Source organism: Lysinibacillus sp. FSL R7-0073 (genome assembly GCF_038009065.1).
Taxonomy (GTDB): domain Bacteria; phylum Bacillota; class Bacilli; order Bacillales_A; family Planococcaceae; genus Lysinibacillus; species Lysinibacillus fusiformis.
The window spans coordinates 109,389-128,617 of sequence record NZ_JBBPAS010000002.1 but is presented as its reverse complement, the minus strand read 5'-3'; the positions used below and the strand labels follow the sequence as shown (position 1 = coordinate 128,617).

The window sequence follows — 19,229 nt, the reverse complement described above, 5'->3', positions numbered from 1 at the left end:
GGGAATGACATATTAGGAGGGAAAGACATGAAATTACATGATGAACTAATACAAGTAGAAAACGAGGAAATAGTTCAAGAACATATGCTTGAGCAGTCAACACAACTTCCAGTTAAAATTGAATTAACAAACGAGCAGATTGCAGCTTGGAAGGCTGAGCACGGTAAGGTTTTTAAAACCATAATAGATGATGAGACATATATATGGCGACGTTTAAGACGTCGTGAGTACGTAGATGCAATGAGCTATCGATCAGAAGAAAATCCCGATGCAAATGTGTACTTAAGACAAAACATCATTGCTAGCATTGTAACACTTTATCCTAGTGATATGTCGGAGCGTATTGAGGAATATGCAGGTTTAGCAGGAGAGATATCCGATCGTGCTATCCTTAAATCTGGCTTTGATGCATCTGAAACAGAAGAGCTTTAATTAGGGGTGGTCTTTGTGAAGATTAAACAAAACTATGAAGAATTCACCAAACCAACAAGGGACTTCCTTGATTTAACAGAAATCTTCTTGGGTCTTCAAGAGGAACATCGAAATGTGTTTATGATAGAGATAGAAAGTACTGTCTTCTTCTATCGATCATTAGGGAGATCTGAATGGAAAAATATAGTAAAAGATGAAGATTTATCTGATCTTGAAAAGCAAGACATAGTTTGTTCTTTATGTACACTTTGGCCACAAGAATTTGACTTTAATGAATGTAGCGCTGGTCTTCCAGATATTTTATGTAAAAATATACTGCAGAACTCCTTCCTTGATTCTATTGAATCTAGAAAGAATGTGCTGAGTTATTACAGAAATGAGATGTTCGATTTAGAAAATCAGATTACTTGCGTTATTAATGAGGCATTCCCTCAATTCGATATTGAAGAAATCGAAGCATGGGATATAGAGAAAACAACAAAATATTTGTCTCGTGCAGAATGGAAGCTTCATAATTTGCGTGGCTTGCAATTTATTGATCAAAATGTTCAAATGGAATCTTTCTATGAAAAAACAGAGCAATTTGCTCCAGAACTAGAGGGTATGCCTGAACCACCAAAAGATGATCAAACAACAATAAGAGGTGGCACAAAGAATAATAAATTAACACCTGAAAAACTCGAAGAAATGAGAAAACTTCAGGAAAAGTTTCCGGAAATTAACTTTTTCGGTGATACAATTCTAACTGAAGGTGAAGCAGGAATGGTTGACAGTATTGATTCTGTATCCCCTGCACTTAGACCAGGGTTCTAATAAGGAGTGATAGCATTGCCAGATGAATTAAAAGACATGGCCAATAAAAGTTTACTGGATAACAAGCTATCTACCGCACAGTCTGCGTTAGCCGTTGGGGCTGGCGCAGTTTTTTTATATCAAGATGGCGGTAGAAAGTTATTATCTAAGGCCTCTGGTATTTCATCTAGAGTGCTGGGGGAAGTAAGCCTAGACTTTACAGAAATTGAGGAACCTAAATTACACCTGGCAGACACACCGTTTAGCACTGAACACACTAATGGCAATACATTTAAGATTGTTGAGGGAGCTATCAAGTTTGCTATTTGGTATTTAAATAAAGCTCGAAAAGTAAAACAAGGAAATGGAGAAGAAACTATTCACTTATTGAATGATTTGAATATCTCCATACCGATTCGTGTTGATAAGAATAAGATGATTTCTCCAATGAATATTGTTAACGAGTTGAATAATAAAGAGAAATGGAAAACTGCCATTAAAAAGGAAACGGTTAGACGGAGTAACATGGAAGGTGCACCATTAACTACTTTCATTACGCCATTCAGTACGGCAAAATGGGGACTTACTCAAATCACAACAGATGAAGAGTCAATTATTCAGGTTGAACATAATCGCATAAATCATCTAGATGATAGAGATTCCAAAGTTCTGATTGAAGTTGAAAACAAGGCAATCATTGAAAAGGCACGAAATGAAGATAACATGCAACAAGTGCTATTGAAAGACAGACTCATAGAATATTCAAGGTTTATCAATGATGAATTAACAATTAGCAAAAGACTCTTAAGTTTAGAAGAGTACAATATCTACTCGGATGTTACAAATTCCGGAGATATCAGCTCTACTCATATAGGTAAATTAGGCACGCTTGCATTAGAAGAAATCGTAGGGGCAAACACGGACGTTTACCGAAGAGCAATGTTTAATAGTCAAATGGCAAGTCTAGGAGTAATCAAAGAAGATGAAGTACGCTCTGGGTTAAGCATCATAGCGGATGTCAAAGCATCTGAGAGGAATTCTGAACTAAGATTAAAAACGGAGGACACTAAAGGAACACAAAGAGCTATTAACGAGTATGAAGCAAGATCGTATCAAAAGATCGAAGAAAAGCTAAAAGGTCCTCATACTTCTGAAATTAAAGAACCTTTAGACTATATTACGAATGTAGCTACAATTTACAGAACGAGCAGAAGTACTAGTTGGGCAAAATTAATTAGTGCTGCTCCTCAGAATAATTTCTTTGAAGAAGGACTGGAGAAACAAGAAGAAACACTGAAGAATTACTCCTCTTACACAAAAAAGAAATTAAAGAATACTTGGAGACAAGAACCAATGGATCAAGAAGTAAATAGGATCTCTGTTGGCGAAAAGCATTTACCTGGTCCCATTTGGAGACAAGAAAATGAGTTGGAAAATGTAAATGTGAAAACGATCCAAAACGAAGGAATGCTCCTAGGAGACTACGGCTATCATGAGTCACAATCTTTAAATGCCGGCATTAATCATATACCAAACATCAAATCACAACGATTTACGAACTCTTTGAATTTAGTCGCTTCAATTAATACTATCTTAAAAGGGATGGGTCTTGTAGGAGTCGATGTGAACGTTTCTCCATCCTCAAAGATGGGAGTAGAAGTCAAAGCTAATATTATGAATACTTCTAGTAATACCCAATATATAGAGAAAAAGATTCAAGACTTACTGAATTTTTAACCCAGACGTTTTGTCTGGGTTTTTGCATTTTGTAGTAGTTAGTTGTTCGATGACAAGTAATAAAAAGATAGAGAGTTTAGAACGGAGTTGAAAAGAAATGGCTGAACAATTTTTCCACTTAAAAAACTGCCTAAGAACAAACAATTTAAAAATAATTATGGATGCTCAACTTAAATCAGAAATTGCTAAAGCCAAGTTAGGCAACCTTGATTTCAATTCAATAGATAATCTTAGAGCATTTATATTTGACCGCGATAATAAAATTGCACCAATATTGAATTCAAACCTTGCAAATCAGAATCTGTATGCCATCGAATCTTCTATACTTCGAGGGGCGCAAAGCATAAAAGCTAGAAATATAATAACAGATAATGTAAATCTGAAACGTAATCTTTACTTTGATTTAACCCAAAACATCGTAGATGCATTTTCTAACAAGAATCAGTCTAGCCAGTCTGCAATGTTGAAAACTATCGAAGCTACTAAGGAATTCGCTTATGCTTTTAATGAACATGCAAAAACATCTTCTAGCTTTAGTGCTGTACAACGCTCTATTGATTATTTAAGAGAAAACAACGAAGGTATCGTGTCGTTTGATCTAGAGACGTTTAGTGGTAGAAATCAAAACGGCAAACAATTGTTAGATAAGATTACGGAATTTTCCTTCCTGACTTACGACAACATTAACGCTAAGAATGCTAGTAAAACTGTCACAGGGTACGTAGGTATCACTTCTCAAGAAGAAGAAATGAAATACCAATCTATTTTGAATAAGTACAAAGCAAATCCAATGAATTTAACGAACTTAGAAGAGACCATATTAAAATATTTTGCAAAATTAGGTAGCAGTGGATTTGATATTGTAGAGGACTCAAATGTTGCTGGTCGTTTCGCTGTTCAGGGCGGAATGAACGAAAAAGACATTAAGATGACCGTTGCAACAATTAAAGAAGGTATCAAAAAAGCAAGAGATATTGGGGAACGTCAAAGACAAACGATACTTGCTAACGGTCTTATGCAGTGGGAGCAAGACCTTAGCGACGCCATCTTGGAAATACAAACAACAAAGAAAAGTATACTAGGTCACGACATTATCAATGTCGGTATTCCTTGGTTAAACCAGTATTTTTCCAGTGCAAGAAAAGAAGTGAAAGACTATATACGCACACAAGGCGGAAGTACAAACATTAATATTGGACGTCACAGAATTGCTGATATATTTCCACTAATGCAGCATGCAATGGATAATAGAATTTTTAGAAAAGATTATCTAAGTCAAGATACTAGAGCTATGCTTGCGAAATATGGACTTTCGCCATCTTCGCATAAAGCCGTATCTAACTTTGGATTGTCTGCAGGTGAACTAGAGCAATGTATGGCTAGCTCTGAAACGCATACAACTATCTGTAATGCTAAGGAGACATTTAACGTACTTAGTAAGAGTGTGGAAGAAAAAAATATTATTGATTATGCTCTTAACGCGGGTAAAGAAATTAATCATAAAAATATTTTCGGAAAAATCAAAGGGAATGGATCCCAGTTATTTTACGGTACAAGAACAATCGATGGGAACCAAGATGGGATCATTGGTTTTAGAGTTGACCCTCTCGATGGACAATTTTACACGATGGATGGATATGTGGTTCATCCTAACAGGCTAGGGGAGAATACGCCTACAAGTGATCATGTTATATTCAACAAAGGAGTTAACGAGTACTTTATTAAAAAAGGCAGGACTTACACAGTTGAAGGTATTGTTAGTTTAAAGGCTATTGAGCAACATGGAAGTGAAGGAAATGAGCATCTTGGACGATATATCGAGGTTATGCGTGAGGCTCATCCTGCTCTAGCTGTGAATGAACTTATAGCTGTTAAGATGAGTGCCGTGTCTGAATATAAAGGCCAGTCTAGAGCGGCTACAGATATCCTAAAGAATGATGAAATTTCCTTTATTGTTGCACCAATGAAAGAGATGCAAAATTTTTTCAATAACAATATGGTGATGTATGCAGAAAAGGATAAAGCTGGACAGTTCCAATTAAAAAAAGGTGTACAGAGATTGCTTGAGCCTTATTCTTTAAAAGAGGGCAATGATAAGTTAGAAATTTCTAAAGAAAAAACAGGTAATCTTATCAAAGATGTAATAAAAAGTGGAGCTCAAAAAGACGTAGTCGATAATGCCAACCGTATAATTCAGGATATGGACTTTGATATATTTAAAAGTATTAGTGATTTTGTTGATTTTATCAACAAGGAAGTTGAAGCTATCTCAAGTTCTGCATCTTTACAAGAAAAGCGAAGATTAGTTATTCAACAAGCAATTGAAAATGGCCGTTCTATCGCCGAGAAGATTGCAAAAAATATTCCTCTGTCTCAAATTGAACAGGAAAAAAATATTGCATTGCTTCATGAGATTCTTAATTTGAAAGACTATAAAGGTAGTCAGATTTTCTATTTAAAATGCGTAAACAATGCTATTTCTTTGATTGATTATTTCACTGGAATAAAGCCGATAGGTGAAAGTATCTTTAATAACGTAAATAAGCTTGGTGCAAACGATACAGAGAGAAATTATTTATTTAAGGTAGCTATGGACGTAGCGATCTCGAAAATAGAAAAAATCACCAATAAACAAGATGACGTTAAGAATGTGTTTAGACAAATAGATAATGCTTATTTCGAAATCTCTATGAAAGACAATGGAAAGCAAGGGATTCCACTTTCTCAAATGGCTATTCACAGCCTACACGAAGATGTTTTGCGTGTTAATCTTACTAATGGCGAAAGTAACCTGCTTAGAACAATCGTTGATGACAAATACATCGGAGATTCTACTGAATTAAAAAAACGTTTGGTCATGTTAATGGATAGGGCTGCGGTCAAAAATAAAGTCATTGGTAAATGGAACGTAAGAGAGTATATGGACAACAATACCCCTTACATTATTGCAAGAGACTTTATAGAACAATTGAAAGAGCTTCGTAAAGAAGATCCTAGCGTTGGCTACATCACACCGCTAAGAAATCCAACAAATATAGGCATACCTGATATTTATAAGACACTGGAAAGTAATTTTGATTACAAGAACGTAGTGAAGCAATGTGTTGATACAATTAAGAAACACAAGCCAGGGACGATTATTGATATCAGAGGCATTTCTAAGCCTGATAATGAGAACCGATTAAATACGGTTGCATTGGATATCGTAACTAATATCTTGATGGATAAATTCAATCGTGAAGAATTCAAAAAGTACGGTTACACGGATCAACAGATCAACTGGATCTCTAAGGCTCGTGAGATTCGTGAACGTGATTATATGTTATTGATTAAAGAAATCATCAAAGGTGTTAGTGTGACAGACATGTTTCTTCATTTTGACAGAGGCATTGGACTATTTGCGATTCAGGATGGCGATCGGCAAATAGACCTTTCAGATGTTCCGAGAGAGAGAATCATGGATGGTGTCATTTATACACAAGTAGGCTGTAATTACATGAACTTAATGACTCACCTAGATGTTGATAGGACACATGATGGCTCACAACTAACGTCTAGTCAAATCAATTTAAGATCTGACGTTGGCATGGCTTTAAAGAATGTATGGCCATTGGAATTTTCTGTTGTAGCGCAGCAAAAACGGGGCATTGATCCAATCAATGTTATTCAAGGCTATATTTCAAGAATTGCTGCAGAGCTAAACGAAGGTTCCATAGGTCAGCCTTTGAACGAATATGGATCAAATGCAATGTGCAATTTAGCTGAGAAAGAGTTTGTAAATAGCCTAGCCCATATTCCAGGCATTGATAATGTGAGATTCGGCACTGTTGACAATGAAATCTCACGCACAGAAAAGGATTACTTCCTAGAACAGATCAGGAAAAAGGGATTCCACTATGACAAGATGAATGACTTTGCTAAAGGTATTTACGTTAAGTACCGCAAAGATATTATGGGGCATGTATTTAATCAAGTCGGAGTTTCAGTTGAGGTACGCAACAATCTAGATGTATGGTTTAACAGTACGAGAGCAGAATTGGCAGTTGACAAAACTGTAAAATATCAGAACAACCAATACAGTATGGAAACCTACAAAGACCCAAATCGTCTATTCGAAATTTCTACTCGAAACTATAATCTTAGACAAGAAGAAGATCTAAATATTATTGGTAAAATAAGTACCGATAGCAGTGCATTAAAGAGTACGGAGCAACCGGGGTTAAGCTCAAGAACGTCTGTGGGGATGACCTACCCCAACAGACAAATAAATAGCTTAGACATACGCGTTCAAATGGAGGCAATTGTTAAGCGTGCCTATGTTGGATCAGAAGAATTTAAACAAAGAGTGTACAATTCTACCACAATTGTGGAATATCAATTGGTTTCAGAACGACTACATCAAATCAGAAATATTTACGAAGGTGGCGCTGTTACCTCTTCTCCATTAGGGGAAGAGATTTTCCTAGCAAACGAATATCAACGAATGTATAACCTTCGTAAGCTGTTTGACGATCATCAAATCTCGGTAGAGAACATCAAGAAAACACAAGAATTCTCTGAAATGGTTCCAGAGGTTCGGGTCAAAGAAAATGGCGAAATCGAGTTCAAATATCGTAAAGGTAAATCCTATAAGCAGAGTTTTGATTCCATAACAGAGATGGCATACCGTGATAGATTAAACGAAATTACTGATGGCTTTATTCACTCAGGATACTTCTCTAAGTTATCCGATATCTTTGCAAGTGAAGATGAAGTGAAAAAAATTGTTCTTCAATATGCTAAGGACAGAGATCTTAAAGTGGTTGACGAGAATGCTTTCAAAAAAATCGCTGGTGAACTCTATACTTTGAAGTACTATGTTGATCCAGTAAAAGAGTCTATAAACATTGAAGACAGGGCTGAGGCTTTTACTTATACAGGGCTTAATGACCTGAAAGTGACGAGTCTTAGAAGTGAGCTATCTGGTACTGAAAACATCGAAGGTGAGAGCAACTCACTAATGTCAACACCTGACCATCTGAATACTGAGAAGATCCTAAGTATTATCAAGAAAATTAACGATAAGTACTTCGAAAATCTTAGCAAGACCTACGTCATGTCTGAACAGTTTGACGGTGCTCTGTATTTAAATAATAAAGCGGTCAACGATATAACAGCTAGCAAATTAGATTCAAGTCAAATAATTAGTCGTGTATATGCTGATGAGCAAGCGGTTAAGAACGGCAAAAAGAGCTTAAGGGGCGTCTATGATGGAACTGTAGGGAAGGGCTTAGAGACTCTTTATAGAGGCCCTGCAATGCCTCAGATGAGCTCCTTAGATGACAGTCAGATCTACAATCAATTTGTTGTCGATAACTCTTCTAATTCACTTGTAGATGACTACACAAGGTTCACTGAGGCAGTCAAACTCGACTCTATGAGAGAAGGCACATTCGATAAAGGTTCGGAGGACTTCAAGTTTACTGATGAAAAATCTCACTTTATTATGGATAAAATTTATAATGGTTTCATTGAGATTTCACCAAAACAACTTGATGAGAGATTCCAAGAAGTGTATGAAATCTATAGAGAAGAAGCTGCTTTGAGAGATGAATTCCATAGCAAGACATTTCTAGAACCATTTGTTCAAACTGTCCAGAAAGATATGTTTGCTCAAAACAGTGATGATCTGCAATATATTATTGTTCAGAAGAAGGGCAAATTGAATTCCGAAGACTTGATTGAAAACGAGAATGTCAGTATCGATCTGTTATCAGAAGAGAGTAGAAGACTTATTGCTCAAGGAGCGGTACAGGTTTCTGAGAGGAATGTCAATGTCTTAGATGCGTATTCTTCTGAAGCAAATAGAGTAGCCGTAGATTACAATACAGGACGAATGAATGAAGATGAGCTGAAAAACTATCAAGACTTTAGTTTTAAAGATATTGATTTGATGAATATTGACTTCACTTCAGGTGAAGATGTTTTATACTTCAAGGATGGCGTATTTAACTCCCTTTATAACCAGAATGCGATTATCGATTTGTCTAGCATTGATGAGGACATTTTAAAGGATGCTGGTATAAGTGGTAATAAACTAGCTATTGGCGTTGTTCCTTCTCAAAGTAAAGACACCAATACACAGGACGATATTTATACACGTTTGAAAGACATTCAATATTCAGCTCGCTTTATTTCTGAAATACGAGATCCAATTGTAGGCTTTGAAGAGAATGCCTATGAGCGACATAGACATTCCATCAAGACTAACCTTCAAAAGATCGATGCATTGATGTATAACTATGCTACGTCTGAAGAAGGGGCATTGAGTCAGGTTTCAGAAATCCAGCTAGAGAACCCTGCAATTGGAAAAGTAGCATTGTTGAATTTTGAAGACATTGTCAACTTACCATCCTATGAACTTGAATTATTAAAGAAGAATTTTAAGGTCGATGGCAAGTCTATTTTAGAACATCAAAAGGCTAGTATAATTCTTGATTTCGATAGTATTTCAAATGACTTGTCTGAGAATAGGGAATTATTTAAAGAAGTTAACATAAAATCTTTTAGTGTAAAAGACAAGAACGAAATGAACACTCTATTACGTTCTGGTGTCCAAGTCATGACTCAATATAGCTCGACTAGCCCTGAAAGTTTTATAAAAACAAACACTATGCTTATGTCTAACCCTTATAAAAATGGAGTTAATTCTTATTCGGATGATGCAATATTAACTAATAAAGATGCTTACAGTGCTCCTTTACATGCCAACGATGCTGAGAGCAATGCATTTAATTTGTTTGAATCCCCGAAGCTTCAGGATACAAGGTTAAATGATTTGAATGCTCAACGTAGTTTTGATCAATACGCACTTGACGCAGGAATCAAGAGAGGCATAACAAGCATTGCAAAGGCAAACGCCGATACAGTAAAAATGGACATGGCTGAGCGCTCATTAACCGTAGAGAATAGTCATTTAGAGTTTAATCAAGAATTACAAAAACAATATGGTGACGATTTCAGAGCAATAGAAAAGAGTGCAATAAATAATTATGCTGAACATGATAATAATATGGCTCTTGATATGGCCGAGGGTACTTTCCGTGATAATAGTCGGAATCAAGCTTACCTACAGCAAGTAGTTCAAGAAATCGACGGAGATTCACTTAGATACAATGGCGGAGAAGCTAATGAATCTTTAAGTGAAATACATTCACCAGTCCGTATGATGGGTAACTTGGTATCAGATGTATTGAAAAATCCGTACAATCAAAGACAAGGTAATCGTATCTTTGATAACATACTGCAGCCATCTGAGGAGAAATTCCTGTCTTCCAAGTACAATAAGACGACTACTCTTGATAATTCCATGGATCCAGACGACTCTAATAACACATATAGAAAAGTCGTTGGATTCACTCCTTACTGGGAAAATGACTTAGTTGATGGGTTCGAAAAAAGGTATAATAGTCAAGAGACTTATAATTCTTTAAGACTGGAAGATCAGGGAGTATACTATAACAGAGGGGTAGCACCTAATCTAGACATGTACAATTACTTGAGTACAATAGCTCAAACAAAAAACGAAGTAAGTGTAGACATGATAAAAGACTCTAGTATCTCGACAGAAGGAAGTAAACTTCTGGATCTACCAAGGAATGCAGTTGATAGTGTTCAGGGAGACGGCATTATGGAAAGTGGTAAACTATTCAATCACGATGATTCATTGCCATCAGACAAAGGCCATATTAATTGGATTCCACCCACTACCTCTGGTCTAAACGAGACAACAGATTATCATGTAGAGTCTGGACATAACGTTATACCGCAGTCTAGTATTAATGGGAAAGATTTGGCATTCGGAGCACTTGGTATGGCAGGCTCTACATTGATGTATCATTCTCAGCCTTCAGCGACAGCTGTTGCAGTTGAAAATGATGAGATCCTTTATGATGTTCCCATCATGACAGATGATGCAACACCTATGTTACAAACAAATCCGAAACAAGGATATGTAATCAATATAAACGCCTCGACTCCAAGAGGACAAAAGCACGCTGAAGAAGCAATTAGACAAGCCATGGTGACAAGCTATAACTCTACTAACGTCAACGTTTCTATGAATATTAATAATTCAGGCGGTAATATTACAGATAGTACAATAGAACGCATGGTTCAAGGGATGTTAGCTTAGTCCTTTTACTTCTAGAGGGGGATAAGAAATGAGTAAGTTTTCAGATTTACTAGGGAAGATTAATGATGAAAATTATTTAAAAGGAATAGAATCTAAAGGATTCGAGTCTGTAGATAGAGACATGTTGTCTACAGACCGTTTCCGTTACCCAAATATGGGTGATTTTTATATGAATGCTGTAAATGACCCATATTATAAGCGTTTGAAAGAAGCGATGGATAAACTAAACACCCATAAAGATGAAGACGTAGATGTTGATGGGAAACTAAACGAAAATAATGAAGTAGCGATGTCCTTTTATTATAATGCCCCTCCTGTTTTAACTTTAGGGGATCATCAAGACAAGGGTGTCATCTTTTTTAAGGGTCAGGTTGAGGCTAGCAATAAAGATAAAGAAATGGGCTACTTTGAAGGGGATACATTCCCCATTAAAGTGTCTACGATAGAAGCTGGAAATGAAGAAACAAAAAAATTAATTACAGGCCATTTCTTAAGTAAGATGATTGAAATGGGAATTAGTAGTGATAATGCTGCTATCAGCGTCCGTCTTTTAGGTATCAATACTCCAGAGGTAGAACACTGGGACTACAGAGAATATGAAGATAAAGATGAGGCATCAAGATTCAAAACGGTTACGTATGGTAGTGTTGAAAAAGACGCGGGTCACTATATTATTAGAAGAAAAAATGGCATGGATGAAAACACTAAAATAAATGTATTTAAACCAGATCCAAAGATAAATAAATGGCATGAATATACAGAAAAAGGTCCTGGCTCAGTCAGCGGATATTCAGAAGTAAAAATGCTTACAAAGATGGATGAGAAGGATCCTGTTCGAATTTCAGAAGGAAAAAGAATTCAGGATAAATTACAAAAGCTAATCCATGCTGTTAATGGTGAAGTGTACTTTATGATTGATCGTATTAGTCTTAATGAAAGCAATCAAAAATATCCAACTATCTACGAAGGTATAAACTCATCTTCCGTAGGGATTGATAAAATAAAGTATTATTGGTCACAAGTAAAGGACTACAATCGTTTTAAGTACTCTGGATATAATCAATGGGGACAGGACAAAAATGGCCGTTGGCTGGGCTCAGCTTATATAAAATTGAATGATCAATGGATCAACCTTGCAAAATACGTTATCACCCAAAGCAAAGAGACTAATGTGCTTCCAGATGCTAATGATAATCCTTCTTATGAGCTTAAAAATGGGTTACCTGCTGAAATTTTTAATTTACAATCCTATGATTACAATAGTCGTATTGTCTTTGATATCCATTCAAAGATCGCAAAAGAAATGGATGATAGACGAAGAGTTCAAAAAGACATTTTCAATGTAGATTTTGACAAGTTGAAAGAATGGAATGTAACGATAGGAGACTGTACATTCTTTGTTCCTCCGACATCTATCCGTGTGAGCCAACAAGCAACACAAGATCGATTACCAATTCTTCGTGGAAAAGGGTCGATAACTAGGGGCAATCAGAAGGTTCAAAAGATGATTGAGCTAACTCTATATTTTAACGAAGACAGAGGTATTAATGGCTATCAATACAAAGACAAGCTTCCAAACGGTAAAGAAGTTAATTACTACATGAACGGATTGCGCTCTCTGATTTCTCAATTTAAATTTACACCATTTTTACCGATAGAAAATGACTATATCAACAGAATCTTAAACATTGATGCTGTTACTTTGGCTAATATGCAAATTGTCACGAATCCATCCATGCCAAGGTTATTAACCTGTGTCTTAACAATGCAAGAGTTTGATTTTCTTCAGTATATGCCTGAAATTCCGCTCGATTTAGATAATGTAGATGAATACTACAATCCATTCTCTACTACGTTCAATTTTGCATTAATGCGCTGGTATTATCAGCGGGCAATTCAACGAGGGGAAGCTTTAAAAGAATACAGTATAAATGACAAAGAGTATATGGTCGGAATTGAAGGAAGTAGAACAGCCTTGTTCCCAATGGATTTTAAGGATCCATATTTTAAGATATTTGTGGCAAATGAAAATCACTTACAACAGATGCATAGTATTAAAGTCCAAAAAAATAGTTCAGGACATACATTTAATAGTATTGGGCAAAAAGAAAAAAATCTAATTGCTGACATGCAGCCTATTTACAATGCTTACATGGATTTAGAAGGAAACACAAGGATTAAGACAGCAATTGATGAAATCATGTCTCTTCCTAATAAGGGGAAGGGCCAGTATTTTGCATATTCCATAATTGATGGCATGAAAAATAATAAAGAATACAATGGTTTATTTAATAGTGCAGGGATGTCTATTCATGAAACACGGGGTAAAGGCTCATCAGTAGAAGTTATGTCTCCTAGTAAAATTGCTTCATATGTAAATAAGCTGGTTTCTGAAACATCAATTGCCATGTATGAGGCTAATGTTCAAAAGCCTTTGTTGACTCAATCAAAGACGTATACTGATTTTAGCGACAATAAAATGAAATTCGGTATAGTATATAAAATCAATTCAGAATACTTAAATGAATCTGCCCTTACATCTATTATTGATGCAGCTGAAATCCACATGAGTGCGACTATATCGCTAAATAAATATATTAAGAGTGGGAACATTGTTGTTGAATATGAAATCCCCTTTAAAGAAGATAAGTCTGTAGATTTTGATAATTTTATGGGTAGTTCAGGGACGGCTACTTATAAGTTCTACAAGGCAAATGGGGCACTTTCTTTAAGCAAAGGTGAAAATGCTAAATACATTGGTGTTATTTCTATGCTACAAGATATGATTGACGGAAAAGGGAATGCAACAATGGTAGAAGAAGTTGATGAGCTCAATGCAGATATCGACAATAATATGTTAGAGACATTGCAGTACGACGAGGTAATGCTTGGGGAAGTGCGTATCAAAAATTTAGCTTGTGTTTACGGCAACAACTTAACACAGGTTGGACTAAATGGAACAGAGGGCTATGCTTCACAATATTTAGGCGGTCAAGATACGATTATCGAGTTAGGCATTGAAACAACTGATGAATTCTCGGTTGGCATTCTAAATGGACTACCTAAAGTAGCTTCTTATCTTTTAACAAACTACAGACTAGTTATCCCCTCTGCACCAATACGATTCGAGAGCGAGATCACTCGTTTATTAGGTGTAGTTGAAGCAGTAATTGAAAGTGTTGAAATAGGAACCGTTCCTGGGCAGCCAGGTCTCTATCAAATTAATATGAGGCTTGTTTCAGTCGATCGAACAATGCGACATAGAGAAGGTATGCGAAAAGTAAACGAGCTTTCTAATGGTGGTATTACAACAGGTAACGGAACAATGGATATCAAATTAAAAACGTTTGGAGAGCTGCAGAACCGTTTTGGGGAAGCAGAGCTTTATCCAGACTTGGAACTTCCAACTATTGATGAGCTTAATAAGAGCGGTTTTGATTTCTTGAGGCATAAATTCGATTCAACAAGAATTTATCCTGATCCAGATTTCTATTTCAATTATGGCCATGTTCTACAGAGTGAAATCTTCCGAGAGGCCGTAATTGGCACCGACTTAGATACTTATGATGTTAAATACGGTAATACCGGAGGGGATTATGTTGTAACAGAGTCAGCTAAAGGTGTCGGTGTCAAAGAAACTGATAAAAGTCAATCTATTAAGGATACTGAGGAAGCCTGCTCTAAAGCGGAATCAATGGTCGGTATGTCCAGCACAAAGAAAATGACGAAGTATATCGACAACAATATTCCCGTTCTCAATATGATGAACACAGCATCTTCAGATGATGTTTGGGAAATTGGTGAAGACATACGCGTTATGCTGATGGAAGAACCATATGCTAAGATGCTTAGAGATCACGAAAGAGGAATTGAGAAAGGAAGTACTCTCAAGGAAACAGCATGGTTGTATGACAAGCTCGAAGGCGTTCGTAATGCTTTAGGATTAATCGACGGAGTGCTTTCAAAGCCAATGAATACACATTCATGGATTAAAAGTAAGGCTGAATCTAGATGGCGTATTAAAGATAAAACAGTAGCTGCCTTGCTCAAATACCATGAAATATTCCAAAGCTTGGGTATTGTTGATAATTATAAGTTCCGTTCTACCTTTGGCGATCTTGCTTATGCAGCTGCCTGTGCTAGGTCAGGTAATAAAGAATACCGTAAAGGGTTAGATGAAAAGGATTATGCGCCAGATGTTGACTTTATAGGGTTTAAAATCGCCACTAGTCAAGACGGCAATGGTATTGAAGAAATAAAAGATCCAAACGATGTAGTGAATGCTGTAGAGTTTGGTCCTTTCAGAACTAAAATGTACTCGGAACAAGAAATAAGGAATATTTTGGGGGACAAGACTGAAATACGCACAGAGAAAAAAGATTCTACCAATGTAAATACTTACATGTTCTTGCTTGACCCCTACTACTTGAAAAAAGCCTCGTTACAGGAAATTGAAGAATATAAGAAAGCTACCGTGTCAGATGTAGATTTCGCTATTGAGGCATTTTTACGTATTTGTCTTGTATGGCTTCGAAAAATGATTGAAGATAAATTGTTCCCTAACCTTAACTTTGATGTTTTAAGTAAGGACTTCGAGAAGGAATTGAGCTCCGCTAAATCAGATGCAAAAGCTAGCTCAGGTAAAGAGTTAGAGAAGGAAGAATCTAAACAAATAGCTGAACAAATTAATCAGTATATTGATTTCCTAAAAGACATTGATCGGCCAATGGACGGGGGAAAAGCCTTCTTAATGGTTGCTTTAGCAGTCTGCGAATTGGATTTATACAAACTTGTTTATGATAGAGATTTCCACCAATTGAATCAGTTAAAGGTAACGCTAACTTCAACAAGTGTTCAGTTTGAAAACCCTAAGTCTGAGCACATGGATTTAAGACGCTTCTTATTTGCACTTGTTCCAGCAAAAGCGATTGATGGCATTGAAGATTTCACAAGCAGATATGATGATGCGATTCAAAAGTATAGACGCATTGAATTGGATCGTAAATATATAGAATTTGCTGATGATCCAGATATTTATACAAGACATGCGTTTTACGACATGTGTACACACGACATGAGAGGACGAATGGCAAGGGCATTTCCCTCGTTCTATATTGTCTTAGTCGATGAGGGTCGCGAGATTGGCTATTACAAGTTAAACGATAACTTCTACAATATAAATGCTATTTCTGAAATTCAAGTGCACAAGTCTAGAAAGATTCCTGCAGACACTTGCCGTATTGTTATGTCTAACTTATTTCATACATTCACACAGGACGATGAAGATAAGGTTATTGAGTATGAATACAGTCCATTAGATGCTTTTAATTCAATCTTTAGACCAGGTGAGATTTACAGAACTGAGCAGGAGAAGCGCTTAAGCCAACAACCTCTTAACAAAGTAAAACTAACTCCAGGAACTCGTATTCATGTCCGAATGGGATATGGAGCAAACGCAGCAACATTACCAGTCGTATTTAACGGTAAAATCACAGAGGTCAATGCTGGTGACGTGATGGAGATCGTTTGTCAGGGCGATGGCATTGAGCTTGCTCAGCCAATCTTAGAGGATCTAGATGCAGATGAAGTAGAAAATGCAGACAAATTGTTTAGCGGTGTCTTAGATCTTTTCAATAATGCTTCAACACCTAAGGAAATATTAACATCCCTATTAACTATTAAGGGAAGCTTTTGGAGAAAGACGCTCCGTCAAATTACTGAAGGAATGGTACAGGATCCTCAGCGTTATGGTTATGTGAACTTTGGAGATATAAATTACACAGAGGTCTTCAAAAACGGCGAAGCCGTTCAGAATATTTTTGAAGCAATTGGAAAGCCGATGTGGGGTGCACTGGAGGATGGTGTTGAATCAGATTTTAACACGAAAGAAGCACCTAAAATTTCGATTGAGCTTATGGGTAAAAGTTTCTGGGATGTACTTCACATTTGTGCCTCAGCAACACCGGATTTTATTGGAGCTATCGCTCCATTTGGAATGAGATCAACAGTATTCCATGGACATCCTAGATATTACTATGCCTTTGACTATGTCACAACAGAGTCTGGCAACGTTTATGAAAAGCGAAAGCCTTTCCAGCAGTATCATATTGTAACGTCTTATGCAGACATCATTACAAATAACATTAAAGCTGATTCGTCACGAATTAAGACAAATGCGATTGGTACCTTTAAAGCGGCTGGAAATACTGGCCTTTTAGGGACCCGTATTAACCAAACTCCACGAATGTTTGTAGACTGGGATATCTATCCTGAAAATCAAAAATCCATGATTTACGATACTCAGTTTTATGATAAAGGAATTCCGATGTCATTTGGAATAGGAAAAGCTATTCAATGGATAGATCGGATCTTTGATTATTTCAAAGGTGAGAATGAAGACAAAGCTTATGGCGTTATTCAAAATGGCTACCCAATTGCTAAGCGAATGACTGCCAATGCATTGAAGAATTCTATGAGAGACATGTATACTGGTGAAATTATTCTTATGGGATCACCTCCGTTAAAGCCTCATGACCGTTTATATATCATGGATATTTATGAACATATGTCTGGTCAAGTCTTAGTGGAAGCTGTAACTCATTCATTAACAATAGATACGGGATTAACATCTAGTGTGACTCCAGACTGTATTTCTGTAGTTGATGATCAGTATGAAAAAGGGACTCGAAATATCGTGTCTTATATTACCTCTGCAAGCATGCTGGCTCATGGAGGCCTTCTTGCTAAATCTGTCTATGCGAATAAAAGAGGTGGCTATAAACCATTAACAGCAATGGCCACATGGGGCGCAAAAAGGATGGTAGAAAACTCCGGGAAACTAGCGAGTAAAATAGAAGGAGCCGTAAGTAGCCATACAATAAGAGGAGCTAAGGCGGCAAAATTCGCTGCGAAGCATGCAAACAAAACAGCCGCAGCATTAGCTAAATTAGGGACAGGAACAGCAGCCGGCGGCCCTGCGGGTTTTGCTGTAGCCGCTGCATGGATAGTAGTAGAGGCTGGTGTCTCATTTATGGTAGGGACAATGTCAAGCATCATGATTCAAGAATTCATCAAGAATGCTCAGGTACTAACAATATTCCCTCTTCAGCATAATGGTAAGGTATTAACTGCAGGTTTAAAAGGATCAGTTGGTCTTGTCTATGGAGCACCTGATTATAACAAGCTTGGAACACTTGAAAAAGCATTCACTTACTTAGACACAGAAACAAATGATCTAGGTAAGGGCATGAATTTTGTCATTAACATTTTTGTTAATGAAGACATACAGAGTGCTGCTAGAAAATACGCAACAAGAGCTATTGATGGATCTAGTGATGAAGATGTTCAATTTGAAACGAATCTAGCTGACAAGCTAAAAGGAATAGCTGCAAGAGAATCCAATCGGATTTCTGGATATGAGAAACTTTTAATATCCCCCCGAATTCAGCTTAATGACGAAAATAAAGGAAAGAAATTCTCAAAAGCGTTTGAAGCTTATGGTTTGTCTGATTCAAGAATGCCTGAAACTCAATCAAGAATCACCGCAGAAAACACGTATATCAAAAACGACGTCGAGATTGAGAACATGATCGAGAAGGGATTCTTAAAATTAATTTGGGATGAGAGTGCTGGAAATACAGAGTATGACAAAAAGGTATTCTCGATTTCTGGAAATCAAACAGAGATTAAGGCTTATAAGAAAACCGAAGGCGGCAAATTGTCATATGATCTTCCATTCTTAAAAGACGAAGCTCTATCTATCATGAAGACAATTTTAGCAGAAGCAAAGAAAATGATGCCTACATTCGTACCAGAAAAGGAAGTAATTAATGAGAGCTACGTCATTGTTTCTTCTGCATTAATTGTAGGAGGAGATCCTAAAAAGAAATCCATGGCTAATACAGGATTTAGCTTTACACTTGAAGCAGGTGGTTTAGGGGAAAAAACGTTTCTTATTAAGGCAATCGAGAAAATGTACGAATATGGAGTAAAAGAATACTCAGAGGGAAGGTCCATTAATAAAGAGATATTTATCTACAATCATGTGAGCGGAAATAAATATCAGATTACGATACTTCCTCCTGATTTAGGGTGA

5 protein-coding genes are annotated in these 19,229 nt (G+C 36.7%); all 5 read left to right on the top strand.

The window, feature by feature from the left end; all coding sequences use genetic code 11:
- Nucleotides 1-27: 27 nt before the first annotated feature.
- The 5 genes from MKY88_RS24500 (at nucleotide 28) to MKY88_RS24480 (ending at nucleotide 19,229) form a co-directional block, all read left to right on the top strand.
- The gene (locus MKY88_RS24500) at nucleotides 28-432 is read left to right on the top strand and encodes a hypothetical protein (RefSeq protein ID WP_340814894.1); all 405 of its coding nucleotides are present in this window, start codon (nucleotides 28-30) and stop codon (nucleotides 430-432) included.
- A 15-nt stretch (nucleotides 433-447) separates the two neighbouring features.
- Complete coding sequence (locus MKY88_RS24495) at nucleotides 448-1,245, top strand: hypothetical protein (protein ID WP_069483489.1); 798 nt, start codon at nucleotides 448-450, stop codon at nucleotides 1,243-1,245.
- 15 nt (nucleotides 1,246-1,260) lie between these two features.
- Nucleotides 1,261-2,961 (top strand): hypothetical protein, encoded by a 1,701-nt coding sequence (locus MKY88_RS24490; RefSeq protein ID WP_340814893.1) that lies wholly within the window; start codon nucleotides 1,261-1,263, stop codon nucleotides 2,959-2,961.
- 97 nt (nucleotides 2,962-3,058) lie between these two features.
- Nucleotides 3,059-11,134 (top strand): hypothetical protein, encoded by an 8,076-nt coding sequence (locus tag MKY88_RS24485; RefSeq protein ID WP_340814892.1) that lies wholly within the window; start codon nucleotides 3,059-3,061, stop codon nucleotides 11,132-11,134.
- Nucleotides 11,135-11,162: 28 nt separating this feature from the next.
- A complete protein-coding gene (locus MKY88_RS24480; RefSeq protein ID WP_340814891.1) occupies nucleotides 11,163-19,229 on the top strand; it encodes a hypothetical protein in 8,067 nt (2,688 codons plus the stop codon).

Excerpts from the sequence above, each read along its gene's own strand:
- MKY88_RS24500 (WP_340814894.1), top strand. The coding sequence starts at position 28 with ATGAAATTACATGATGAACTAATACAAGTAGAAAACGAGGAAATAGTT.
- MKY88_RS24485 (WP_340814892.1), top strand. The coding sequence starts at position 3,059 with ATGGCTGAACAATTTTTCCACTTAAAAAACTGCCTAAGAACAAACAAT.
- MKY88_RS24480 (WP_340814891.1), top strand. The coding sequence starts at position 11,163 with ATGAGTAAGTTTTCAGATTTACTAGGGAAGATTAATGATGAAAATTAT.